The following is an 11400-nucleotide window of genomic DNA, read 5'->3' as shown; positions in this document are numbered from 1 at the left end:
AACCTGACAGGGTAAGTGCGCTCGTGGAACCAAGAACGAGAATCCCCGGCCTACGGCCCGCTGTCGCGAATGCCCTTTAGGGCGGGGAGTATGTCAACAAGTTGCGGCGGCGGCAGGAGTACGATTAGTTTAGCGCTTCCTCGCCGATCCCTGAGCCGGGAAAAGTAAGCCATGCCTGCCCCGATGATTCTTCTCAACCACGTCAGCAAGGTCTATGCCAACGGCACAGTGGCCTTGCAGGATATGAGCCTAGCCATTCCAGAGGGGCAGTTTGTCAGCTTGGTGGGGCCCTCGGGCTGTGGGAAAAGTACAGTGCTCCGGCTAATTGCCGGCCTGGGGCAGTTGACCAGTGGCTCTATTGAGTGGGGGGGCCACTGCCAGCAAAACCTCCCCAGCCGCCCGGTGGAACCCAAGTTGGCTTTTGTCTTCCAGGAGCCAGCCCTCCTGCCCTGGGCCACGGTGATGGAGAATGTGCGCTTGCCGCTGAAGTTGGCGGGCGAGCCTAGGGAGAAAGCGGAGCCCAAGGTATTGCAGGCGCTGCGCCAGGTGGGCTTGCAAGGGTTTGAGCACAGTTTTCCCCGCGAGCTCTCAGGGGGGATGCGCATGCGCGTTTCCATTGCCCGCGCCCTCGTCACCCAGCCCCAGGTGCTGCTCATGGACGAGCCGTTTGGAGCTTTGGACGAGATCACCCGCAGCAAATTAAACAGTGAGCTGCTGGAGCTGTGGCAGGAGCAGCGGTGGACGGTAATCTTTGTTACCCACAACATTTACGAGGCCGTCTACCTCTCCAACCGTGTCGTGGTCATGGCGGCTCGTCCGGGGCGAGTAGTGGCGGATATCCCCATCGATGCTCCCTATCCTCGTTCAGAAGACTTTCGCACCTCGCCCCTTTACAACGACTACTGTCGGGAGGTGGCAGCCCGTTTGCGCGAGGCTATGGGCAACACGCCTCAGGAGCCTTGCCTACCTCCTCTCTCGGTTGGACGGTTGCGCTGACAGGGTGCCTGCTTTTCTCTATGGTGGATCTCCTTGCCTTCCTTTTCCAGTTCCTGGATCGCCGGCTGGGATCCCTGCCTGTCCTGCCGGAGCACTGGTCTTGGCATGGGTCGGCTGGGGCTCTGGGCGGTGGGGTGAAAAAGAGACTCAGGCCCGGCCCCCGCAGTGAGGCTGAGGTAGCTGGCTCTGGCCTGCCGACTTCTCCCCAGCGGTTGGATCTGGGCAGGTGGCTCAATCCGGATGTGATTGCCCCTGGGATTGTCGGCCTCCTTTTTCTGGGGCTTTGGGAGGTGGCGGTGCGGCTGACAGGGGTTCCCCCTTACCTGTTGCCGGGGCCGGTTTTGGTGGCCAGAACCCTGGTGAAGGAGTGGGGATCCCTTTTTCCCTCTCTGCTGGTTACCTTGCAGGTTACCGTGGTGGCTTTCCTCTTGGCTGCCATCTCTGGGCTGTTGCTGGCCGTTTTGTTTAGCCAGAGCAAATGGATTGAGCGCAGCCTTTTCCCCTATGCGGTGGTTTTGCAGACAACGCCCATCATTTCCATCGCGCCACTCATTATCATCTGGCTGCGCAACAACACCTTTGCGGCCATGGTGGTCTGCGCCTGGATTGTTGCCTTCTTCCCCATTCTCTCCAACACTACTCTGGGGTTAAACAGCGTCGATCACAACCTGCTCAACCTGTTTCAACTGTACAAGGCCAATCGCTGGCAAACTCTGATCTACCTGCGCCTGCCCAGCGCCCTGCCCTATTTCCTCGGGGGCTTGCGCATCAGCGGTGGCCTTTCTCTCATTGGAGCGGTGGTGGCCGAGTTTGTTGCAGGTAGCGGCGGGGAGCGGGCTGGGATCGCCTACCAGATTTTGATCTCCAGCTTTAACTTACAGGTGCCCCGCATGTTTGCCGCTCTGGTGCTGCTGACTGGCCTGGGGATCCTAATCTTTGTGGCCTTGAGCGCCCTGTCCGACAAAATCCTGGGCCACTGGCATGAAAGTGTTGTGCGCCGCGAAAACTAGGGGGGCTGCCTGGTGGCCAACTTGCCAGCGCCAGCAAGCTCCCAACCTAGGGTGTGGACCTATCTCGAAAAGCTCAGGAAAACAAGATAGGATGCCAGGAACCAGATTCGAACTGGTGACACGAGGATTTTCAGTCCTCTGCTCTACCAACTGAGCTATCCCGGCTTTCCGTAGCCCCTATTTTAGGGTGCTCAGGAGGTCTTTGGCAACAGGTAGCGCCCTAGTTTAGCCAAGGAGCTTTTCCAGGGCCTCCAGCTGCGGAATACAGAGAATGTTGCGGCTGCGATCCCGGCGGATCAACTCCTTTCGTTCTAGCTTGGAGAGAACGCGGGTAACGGTCTCCCTAGCTAAGCCGCTTAAGCTGCTCAGCTCCCGATGGGGTAAGTTGGGGATTTCCACACCGCTGCGGCTGACCCAGCCCCGGGATTCGGCCAAGAAGAGGAGAATATCGGCCACGCGGGCAACACTGCTGGCCTCGCGCAACTGCAGCCGCCGGTTAAGCTGCCGCAGACGGCGGGACATGAGCTGGGCAAGGCGAATGCCAGCCTGGGCATTGGCAGCCAAGAAAGCTAGAAAATGCTGGGCCGACAGAGAACAAACCTTGGTCGGTGTTAAGGCAACCACATCGCTGGAACGAGGCGCCTCATCCAAAGCGGCCATCTCTCCAAAGATCTCGCCTGGGCCGAGAATGGTGAGGGTAATCTCCCGCCCCTCTGTATCGTGAGTGCGAATCTTGACCCAACCCTCTAGGATGAAATAGACGGTACTGCCCCAGTCATTTTGCAACACGATGGCCTGGTTGACGGCATGGGAGCGCAGCGCCATCTGACGGGCTAGCGGCTCGAGTACCTCGGGGGAAAAGCCTTCAAACAACGGCATCAAGTGCAAATCCTTAGCCGTTACCTCGCTCACTGGTGATCTCCTGCAGTTGCGCTTGCCAATCTTGACTGGTGTCCAACACCGTCAAGTAAGACCGTTCCCCCTCGGAAAAATCCTGCCACTGCGCCTGCTGCTGGGCAAGGAGATCGGCAGTGGCATCGGCAATGTCGGCTAGGTTTCCTCCCTCGACTGTACCTGCGGCCATACGCCGTTGCAGACGCTCACGGAGGACAGGTTCAGGGGCGTAACAGTGGAGGATGCGCAAGGGAATCCCGCACTTTTGGGCCTGTTCAATGGCCATGCCCCGCAGCGCTTGCCGGTCAAACTTGGCGTCGAGAATTACGCTATAACCCTCTCGGGCCAACTCCACGCCCAATTGCACCAGGCGGCGGTAGGTCTTCTCGGTCATCTCTGGCGTGTACACCTCCGACCCCCCCCGCTGCCGCAGAGGGATCCCGGCCAAGTGCTTGCGCACGGCATCGGAGCGAATGTGAATGGCTCCCCGCTGCCGGGCTAGGTACCGGGCCGCTGTACTTTTGCCCGCTCCCGAGAGGCCAGCCATCAAAAACAACTGTCCCTGTTTGGGAAGCGTGTATTCCCAGGCCAGTCGGTAGTAGCGGGCGGCAGTGTGGAAGGCATTGGCTTTGTCAGCTTCCGCAGCGGCAGGATCGTCCAGCAGAAAAGAGGTAACCTTGGCCCGCACATAGGCCTGGCGATTGAGGTAAATGGGCAAGATCTTCAGTCCTTCCCAGTCACCCGTTTCTTCCAGATAGGTGTTTAAATAGGCATTGCCCAGATCGGGGCGGTGGCGGGCGTCCAAATCCATCACCGCGTAGGATACGTCGTACATCGTATCCACAAAGCGGAAAGCCTCGTTGAACTCGATGCAATCAAACAGCAAGATCTGGCCTTCCCACCAACAGAGGTTGCCAAGATGCAGATCCCCGTGGCCTTCGCGGATGCGGCCTTGGGCCATTCTCTGGTAAAACAGCTCCTGCCGCTCGGCAAAAAAGCGCTCCGTGTAGGCTTGGGTCTCCTGATACTGCTCAGCCGTCTGGGGACCGCCCACGTAGCGCTGGGTTTGGGCGTAATTTTCGTCAAAGGCCTCCCGTACCCGCTCTGGCCGGCCAAAGCTGCGGATGTAGTCGTTGGTCTCAGCCTGGGCGTGAAAGGCTGCCACCACCCGTCCCAGCTCCTCCATCAAGGCTGGCGTCAGCTCCCCCCGCTCGAGGAGGTTGCTGAAGAGTTGCTCTTGGGGAAACTGCCGCATTTTAAGGGTGTACTCCACCGGCTCGCCACTGCTGCCAAGCTGAAACCGGCCTTGGGTTTGCCCAATGGGCAACACCTGGAGGTAAAGCCCCGGCGCCCCGCGCTGGTTTAGGCGCAGCTCTTCTTGGCAAAAGTGGCGCCGCCGCTCCAGGGTGGAGAAGTTTAGAAAGCCAAAGTCCACGGGCTTCTTCACTTTGTAGGCGTAGTCGCCCGTCAGGAGAACATAGGAGATGTGGGTTTGGAGAAGCTGGATCGGCTCCCGCACCGGATGGGGGTAAAACCCCGGCTCCAACATTGCTTGAATGAGGGGCGGCAGGTGGGCACTGGCCATAGAAAACTGGGGATAAGGGATCCCTATTTTCGCTTAGCCTCCAAAGGGCAAAGCAGCCTCTGGGGGCGAAAGGCGAATAATGCTGATCCCTTGCTTAACCAGAGTCTCTTGAGCGGCAGCAGAAAGGGCGTAGGGCCAGACCAAGTATTTGGTGTTGATGTAGTCTTGTCCTCGCTTGGCCAGGCTCACCTGTTCCGAAAGCATGCGCACTTCTGGCCCGCGGGTGATGATGGCTTCGGTGCGGCGGATGCGTTGCATCAGTTGGCTAAACAGCTCTTGGGGCTGCTGCACGAACACCACAATTGCCAGGTCGCAGGGATTGTAGTAGGTGCCGATGCCGCAAAGTAGGAGAGCCTCGCTGGCAAGGACAAGCGTCTCCTCGTCTCCTAGGGCCACCACCGGGTAGAGAAAGGTGCGCACGTCTTCCGGCTGCCAGTGGTTAAAAGAACGGCTATCCACTTCTCCGCGCACCCACGAGGAAATTGGTGGGAAAACCGCTTCGCTCAGCAGCCGATAGACCGTCTGCGGCCGCCCCAGCCAGCAGAGGGCGTTCTCATAGAAGCTCTCGTTCTCCAGCAGGTGAGGGGTAAGTGGGTCAGCCATAGGCGGAGCTGGGCAGGGCCTCCCTTAGCCAGCCTAATCGGGAATGGTTAAGGCAATTTTGCCGAGAACGGATCCCTGCTCCAGCAAGCGGTGGGCAGCAGCCGCTTCGGCCAAAGGAAAGGTGTGGCTGAGACGGATACGCAGTTGGCCTTGGTCGATGAGGCGAGCGCACTGCCTGAGAATCTCTGCCTGATGTTGCTGGGCAGCAACAAGATTCTTCAGCATCGGCGTGAGCATCAGCTCAAAGCCTACCCGCAGGTTGCGGTCACGGGCCACCCGCCAATCGGTCTCCGGAGCAGGCGCCAGCAGCGTGACGAGATCGCCGTACACACGCACCGCCGGAAAGGTCTGCTCCAGTACTGGGCCGCCCAGGGTATCTAGCGCCAGATCCACTCCTTCCCCAGCCGTCCAGTCTAAGACAGCCCGCACAAAGTCAGTCTGGCGGTAGAAGATGGGCAGGTTGGCTCCCAGGGAACGGACGAACTCGGCCTTTTCTGGCGTGCTCACCGTAGTGGCCACCTCGCAGGCCCGCAGACGGGCTAGTTGAATGGCCACATGACCTACCCCTCCCGCGCCGGCGTGGATAAGCACCTTTTGGCCAGCCTGCAGCCGCCCTCGCTCGTAGAGGGCCTCCCAGGCAGTGATCAACACCAGGGGAGCCGCAGCAGCCTCGGCAAAGCTAAGGCTTCTGGGCTTGGGAGCTACAAAGCGCTCATCGACCACAATCAGCTCAGCATAGTTCCCCGGTTGCTTGCCCAGGCCGCCATAGCAGAAGTAGACCTCGTCGCCAACCCGAAACTGCCGCACTCCAGAGCCCACTGCTTCCACAACGCCAGCCCCGTCACACCCCAAGATGGCCGGCATCTCTTCCGGGTAGAAGGTGCCTCGCCGCCGCAGCTTAGTGTCGATGGGGTTGACGCCAGCAGCCTTGAGACGAACAAGCAGCTCCCGCTCGCCGCGGATCTGGGGATCGGGCACTTCCTGGAGTTGCAAGACCTCCGGCCCGCCGGGCACGTTCATGACAACAGCTTTCATGTTTTCGCTGCCTTTGGCTTGAGTCCACCAACTGCTCCCCTTCTGCCCCCAGCGAGGGAGGCTGTGAGGGACATGCAAAGGGCGACCTTCGCGCTTGGGTTCAACGATGCCGTGCCTTCCTGGAAAGTTAGGACAAGGCTTCGGGCCGCGCCCCACGGCCGCTCTTTCCCTTCCCGGGAGATCCTTAGCGCGCTACCACGATGGTAACGTACCCCCACCAAAGCAAGGGATCTGGGAAGATTCCTGCCCTCTCTAGGAGGCAGAACCAGCGCCTAGATATCGGTTTCGCTGAGTTTGGCACTCAGGTAGTCGAAGGGCTCGGCTACAAAGCTGTAGTCCTCGTCGGTGCCAAGCAGCTCTAGGGTGCGCCGCTTCATGTTTTGGATCCCAATGACGGTTGGAGCAATCGGCACACCAAGGGAGTTGTAGGTCTCTCGCAGACCGGCCAAAACGCGCTCGTCCAAAATGCTGTTGTCGCCAGCCACCAGGGCGTAGGAGGCATAGCGCAGGAAGTAGTCCATATCCCGCAGGCAGGTGGCGTAGCGGCGGGTAGTGTAGGCGTTACCCCCTGGCCGGATCAGCTCCGGCACCTCGGCGAACAGGGCTGCCGCCGCCGTCTTGACAATGTCCACCGAGTTGAGGTTGATGACCTGCACAGCTTTGATGCGCCGCAACCCCGAATCGTAAAAGGCCCTAAGAGCGTCCATGGCATCCCGATCCAGGTAGCGGCCTGTCAGGTCGTAGGTTTTGATCAGGGTGGTTATGGCATCGCGCATATCCCCAACTCCGTTTTTGTGGCGTCTTATCTGTGGCGTCTTAAAAGGCTAGGTTGAGAAAAACGTCTTCAACTGCTCCCAGCAAGCAAGCCGCAGCCTCTGAGGCGTTCTCCGCTCCTGGTTGGCTCTCACGCAGTCTACCACACAGGAGGTTTTTCCCCGACAGGGAAATCAGGCATCCGGCAACAGCACCCGCAGCGGCTTGAGCAATCTGCCCTGGCGTTGTCCCAACCCCAGAAACTCTCCCTGGTGGCTTTTCACCCGCAGGGTCTCGGCAGTGGCCTGAGCGGGATCCAGAGGAATGGCCTGACCTTGCTGCCAGCGTCGGCTGTCTGAGGGTGACAGAGAAACTGACTCCCAGCTGGCAAAGCCCCACTCAATGGGCAGCAGGGCAGCAGCAGGATTGGCAGATCCCTGCCACACCTCTAGCGGCCAACTCTCTTCAAGGCGAAAAGGGCCACTTTGCAGCCGCCGCAGCTGGCTCATCAAGCCGCCACAGCCAAGCTTTTCCCCCACATCGCGGGCAAGGGCACGGATGTAGGTGCCGGGGCCACAGGCAATCTCCAGATCCACTTCCGGAAACTCGCCGGGACGCCAGTCCAGGATCTGCAGGTGCCGAATTACCACCCGCCGCGGCTCTAGCCCTAGCTCTGAGGCCTTTGCCCCCGCCCGCGCCAGCTCATAAAGCTTTTTCCCCTGCCGTTTGATGGCGCTGTAAAGAGGCGGCACCTGCCAGATCTCGCCGACAAACTCCCGCAGACATTCCTCCACCTGCTCGCGACTTAGCTCTGGACAAGGGGATCCCACCTCCACCTGCCCCTCGACATCGTCAGTGTCGCTGCGCTGCCCAAAGCGAAAGGTTGCCCGGTACACCTTGTCTCCTGGCAAAAACGCCAAAAAGCGCGTCGCCCGCCCCACGGCGATGGGCAGAACTCCCGTTGCCGCCGGATCCAGGGTGCCCCCATGTCCCACCTGGCGGGTGCGCAAGGTTCGCCGCACTGCCGCCACGCAGTCGTGGGAGGTGAGCCCTGCCGGCTTATCTAGGTTGAGAAAGCCCTCCAGGGATCCCATAGTTAAGGTTTGTAACTAGGTTGCCGCAGCGCTTAACATGGGGTTGACTTCTGTTGTCAAGTTTGAAGCGCCCATGGCTCAATCCAACAAGTTATCTCAGCCTATCTGGCAGCGCCTGCTGATGATTGCCCCGTTTTTCCTTTGGGGTTCGGCAATGGTGGCGATGCGAGATGCCCTCTCTGAGACCACTCCGCTCTTCATTGCCATTCTGAGGCTGTTGCCGGCCGGGATCCTGGTTTTGGCCTTCCGGATCTGGCAGGGGCGGGCCTCCGGAGCGTCTCAGCCCTGGCATCCCCAGGGACTGCAGGGCTGGCTGTGGGTCTTGGCCTTTGCCCTGGTGGACGCCACCTGTTTTCAGGGATTTTTGGCCCAAGGGCTGCAGGAAACCGGCGCCGGCTTGGGATCTGTGCTGATTGACTCGCAGCCCCTGGTGGTAGCCCTGCTGGCCACCTGGTTTTACGGGGAGCGGCTGGGGGTGCTGGGCTGGTTGAGCTTGGGGCTAGGAGTTCTCGGCATTGGCCTTATTGGCCTTGGAGGGGGGGGATCCCTGCAGCTAGGAGCTGGCGTTGGCTGGATGTTGCTGGCTTCGCTGTCAATGGCCATCGGCACCGTGATGATGCCCAAGGTGGCAGAGGTGGCGGATCCCGTGTTGGCAACCGGCTGGCACATGGTGCTGGGTAGCCTGCCCTTGATCCTGCTTTCGGCGCTGACAGAAAGCGAGCAGTGGCAGCACCTAAGCGGCATCCATTGGCTGGATCTACTCTACGCCTCGGTGATGGGAAGCGCTGTGGCCTATGCCCTCTTCTTCTACTTCGCCTCCCAGGAAAATCTCACCGAGTTCAGCTCCCTGACCTTTCTCACCCCCGTGTTTGCCCTTTTCTTCGGCAGTACCCTCCTGGGTGAGACCCTCACCCCGCAGCAGTGGGTGGGCGTAGGCATGACTCTGCTCTGCGTGTACGTGATCAACCACCGGCAAAAATGGCAGGAGCGCCTGCCTCTGGTTTGGAAAGGGATCCTGGCCGAGCTGGGCCTTGCCCCTAGCCCTGTCGAAGTTCGCGAGGGGCAGTCTCAGTGAGGGATCCCTCAAGGCTCAGAAACCCCATTGCATCTCGCACCTTTTGAAGGGTTTGCTCGGCCACGGCACGGGCCTTGGCGGCATTTTCCCGCATTAGCTCGTGGAGGTAGCCAGGGTCACTCCAGAGCTCCTGGTAGCGCTTTTGAATGGGCTCTAGAGTGGCGATAATGCTGTCGGCAAGCAGGGGTTTGAACTGCGCCCATCCCATCTCGGCACATTCAGCCGCTACCTCCTCCTTGCTCTTGCCGGAGGTGAGCATGTAGATCGTCAGCAAATTGTGGGCCTCTGGGCGGGCCGGGTCGTCAAAGGTAATGCCTCGGATGGAGTCGGTCTTGGCTTTTTGAATCTTTTTGCGAATGGCATCCGGGCTGTCCAGCAGGTGGATGCGGCTGAACTCAGAGGGATCTGACTTGGACATCTTGCGGGTGCCATCGGTCAAGCTCATGATCCGCGCCCCTTGCGGACGAATGAATGCCTCAGGGATGACAAAGGTCTGCCCAAAGCGGTCATTAAAGCGGCGGGCAATGTCCCGACACAGCTCAATATGCTGCCGCTGATCCTCTCCCACGGGCACGTACTTGGGCTGGTAGAGGAGAATGTCCGCCGCCTGCAGAATGGGGTAGCTAAACAGGCCAACACTTGTCTCCTCTCCCTGTTTTTCTTTCTTTTCCTTGTACTGAATCATGCGCTCTGCCCAGTTCATGGGAGTGATAGTGGCAAACAGCCAGGCCAGCTCCGTATGGGCAGGCACATGGGACTGCACAAACAGCACACAATACTCCAGCTTGAGGCCACAGGCCAAATAAAGGGCAAACAGGGAACGGGTGCGCTCCCTCAACAGCTTGGGATCCTGGGGCACAGTGACCGCGTGCTGATCCACAATGCAAAAGAAGTTCTCGTAGTGCTCCTGGTCGGCCACCCAGTTTTTAATCGCCCCTAGGTAATTGCCCAGGTGCAGCTCACCAGAGGGCTGAATGCCGGAAAAGGTGCGCGGCTTGGCCATAGCACTCTCAAAGCCCACAAGACGGCAGACAAAAGCCAAGACAGTCTTTTTCAGAATACCAAGAGAGTCCTAGCCCTTCCTAACACTCATATGTCAGACCCCCAACCCGAACCGCTCCGCGCTGCCAATCACTACGTGCTGCTGATCCCGGGCCTGCCAGAGCAATTTCTCAGCTCTGAGGAATTGCAGGAGTTCCTCGTGCGGCTGCTTCAAGAACATCCCCATCTGGTGGATGCGGATCTGGCCCGCTACCCCACTCCCCAAGCCCAGGCGCAACGGCTCATCGACACTACTTGTGAACTGGAAGTCTCCCCTGGTGAAACCGTACAGTGGCACCCGGTGCGCCTAAGCAAGCGCCGCTCGGCCTCTTCTAGGCAAAGCTCAACCTAGGGGTTTTGTGGGCGTGGTACAACGCAAAGAAGAGGCACCCTAGGGGAGGTCAACCATGCCCCGCGGCATGAAGAACGACAACTTCATCGACAAAACCTTCACTGTCCTGGCTGATCTAATCCTCAAGTTGCTGCCGGGGGTGAGTTCGGAGGAGAAGAAAGCCTTTGCCTACTACCGAGACGGCATGGCGGCCCAAAGCGAAGGGGAATATGCCGAGGCCCTAGAAAACTACCGCGAGGCTTTGGCCTTAGAGAAGGACGACCAAGACCGCAGCTACATCCTCTACAACATGGGCCTGATTTACCAAAGCACCGGAGACCTGGACAAAGCCCTGGAGTACTACCACCAGGCCCTAGAGCTCAACCCCCGCCTCTGCTCTGCCCTCAACAACATGGCCGTTTTGCTGCACCACAAAGGTGAGCAGAGTCTGCAAGCTGGGGATGAAGAAACGGCTGAGGCCCTATTTGACGAAGCTGCCCGATACTGGATCCGTGCCATTCGCATTGCCCCCAACAACTACATCGAGGCCCAAAACTGGCTCAAAACCACAGGGCGTGCCAACCTGGAGCTCTTTTGAGGTCTGGCTAAGGTAAACTCATCGGTAGCCCATAGGGCCAAGGAAGCAATGCTGACCCGCGAAGAAGTACGCCACGTCGCTCACCTGGCGCGGCTAGAGCTCACTGAGGAAGAGGAAATCCAGTTTACCCAGCAGCTAGCAGATATTCTGGCCTACGTAGAACAGCTTAAAGAGCTGGACACTGAAGGCGTAGAGCCTACTTTCCATGTCCTCGATATCGAGCTGCCCACTCGCCCCGATGAGGTGGAGCCCTACGCCAATGTCGAGGGGATCCTGGCTAACGCCCCCGACCGCGTCGACATGTTCTTCAAGGTGCCCCGCATCTTGGAGGAGGAAGACTAAAAGCTGCACTCCTGCCGGCCTTCGCCCTAGCGCCAGAGGGCGA

13 protein-coding genes and 1 tRNA gene are annotated in these 11400 nt (G+C 59.4%); 6 read left to right on the top strand and 8 right to left on the bottom strand.

The genetic code is table 11. The features are described from left to right. Positions 1 to 171 precede the first annotated feature (171 nt). Both NW814_RS02310 and NW814_RS02305 read left to right on the top strand, forming a co-directional pair. The gene (locus NW814_RS02310) at positions 172 to 996 is read left to right on the top strand and encodes an ABC transporter ATP-binding protein (RefSeq protein ID WP_414405061.1); all 825 of its coding nucleotides are present in this window, start codon (positions 172 to 174) and stop codon (positions 994 to 996) included. Between the two features lie 20 nt (positions 997 to 1016). Then, positions 1017 to 2006 (top strand): ABC transporter permease, encoded by a 990-nt coding sequence (locus NW814_RS02305; protein WP_414405060.1) that lies wholly within the window; start codon positions 1017 to 1019, stop codon positions 2004 to 2006. A 92-nt stretch (positions 2007 to 2098) separates the two neighbouring features. Here the strand turns inward: NW814_RS02305 and NW814_RS02300 are convergent. The 7 genes from NW814_RS02300 to truB all read right to left on the bottom strand — a co-directional run bounded on the left by NW814_RS02300 (position 2099) and on the right by truB (position 7970). Beyond that, positions 2099 to 2171 (bottom strand) — tRNA-Phe (locus NW814_RS02300). 60 nt (positions 2172 to 2231) lie between these two features. Continuing rightward, positions 2232 to 2885: a Crp/Fnr family transcriptional regulator gene (locus NW814_RS02295; RefSeq protein WP_414405059.1), complete on the bottom strand. Its 654-nt coding sequence runs from the start codon at positions 2883 to 2885 to the stop codon at positions 2232 to 2234. Positions 2886 to 2898: 13 nt separating this feature from the next. Beyond that, the gene (locus NW814_RS02290; RefSeq protein ID WP_414405058.1) at positions 2899 to 4485 is read right to left on the bottom strand and encodes an AAA family ATPase; all 1587 of its coding nucleotides are present in this window, start codon (positions 4483 to 4485) and stop codon (positions 2899 to 2901) included. 33 nt (positions 4486 to 4518) lie between these two features. Then, positions 4519 to 5088, bottom strand: coding sequence for a hypothetical protein (locus tag NW814_RS02285; RefSeq protein ID WP_414396817.1), 570 nt, complete (start codon positions 5086 to 5088; stop codon positions 4519 to 4521). Positions 5089 to 5121: 33 nt separating this feature from the next. Continuing rightward, positions 5122 to 6123 carry a zinc-dependent alcohol dehydrogenase family protein gene (locus NW814_RS02280; RefSeq protein ID WP_414405057.1) on the bottom strand — a complete coding sequence of 334 codons (1002 nt, stop codon included), beginning with the start codon at positions 6121 to 6123 and terminating at the stop codon, positions 5122 to 5124. A 272-nt stretch (positions 6124 to 6395) separates the two neighbouring features. Next, on the bottom strand, positions 6396 to 6899 hold the full coding sequence (apcB, locus tag NW814_RS02275; RefSeq protein WP_414396814.1) for an allophycocyanin subunit beta: 504 nt from the start codon (positions 6897 to 6899) through the stop codon (positions 6396 to 6398). A 171-nt stretch (positions 6900 to 7070) separates the two neighbouring features. Next, positions 7071 to 7970, bottom strand: a complete 900-nt coding sequence (gene truB / locus NW814_RS02270; RefSeq protein ID WP_414405056.1) for a tRNA pseudouridine(55) synthase TruB — start codon at positions 7968 to 7970, stop codon at positions 7071 to 7073. Between the two features lie 73 nt (positions 7971 to 8043). Between truB and NW814_RS02265 the strand changes: the two genes are divergently transcribed. After that, a complete protein-coding gene (locus NW814_RS02265; protein ID WP_414405055.1) occupies positions 8044 to 9045 on the top strand; it encodes a DMT family transporter in 1002 nt (333 codons plus the stop codon). Here the strand turns inward: NW814_RS02265 and trpS are convergent. Next, the gene (trpS, locus tag NW814_RS02260; RefSeq protein ID WP_414405064.1) at positions 9008 to 10048 is read right to left on the bottom strand and encodes a tryptophan--tRNA ligase; all 1041 of its coding nucleotides are present in this window, start codon (positions 10046 to 10048) and stop codon (positions 9008 to 9010) included. The genes NW814_RS02265 and trpS overlap by 38 nt on opposite strands. Before the next feature lie 90 nt (positions 10049 to 10138). On the opposite strand from trpS, the gene NW814_RS02255 reads away from it, so the two are divergent. From NW814_RS02255 to gatC, 3 genes are read left to right on the top strand one after another with little or no spacing between them, the layout of a single operon-like run. Then, on the top strand, positions 10139 to 10438 hold the full coding sequence (locus NW814_RS02255; protein ID WP_414405054.1) for a chlororespiratory reduction protein 7: 300 nt from the start codon (positions 10139 to 10141) through the stop codon (positions 10436 to 10438). A gap of 55 nt (positions 10439 to 10493) precedes the next feature. Beyond that, a complete protein-coding gene (locus tag NW814_RS02250; protein ID WP_414405053.1) occupies positions 10494 to 11015 on the top strand; it encodes a photosystem I assembly protein Ycf3 in 522 nt (173 codons plus the stop codon). A gap of 48 nt (positions 11016 to 11063) precedes the next feature. After that, positions 11064 to 11357 (top strand): Asp-tRNA(Asn)/Glu-tRNA(Gln) amidotransferase subunit GatC, encoded by a 294-nt coding sequence (gene gatC, locus NW814_RS02245; RefSeq protein WP_414405052.1) that lies wholly within the window; start codon positions 11064 to 11066, stop codon positions 11355 to 11357. Positions 11358 to 11400 lie beyond the last annotated feature (43 nt).

The sequence above is a fragment of the Synechococcus sp. R65.1 genome (assembly GCF_047461755.1).
Lineage (GTDB): Bacteria > Cyanobacteriota > Cyanobacteriia > Thermostichales > Thermostichaceae > Thermostichus.
The sequence above is the reverse complement of the archived record's forward strand: the minus strand, read 5'-3'. Positions and strand labels throughout refer to the sequence as shown.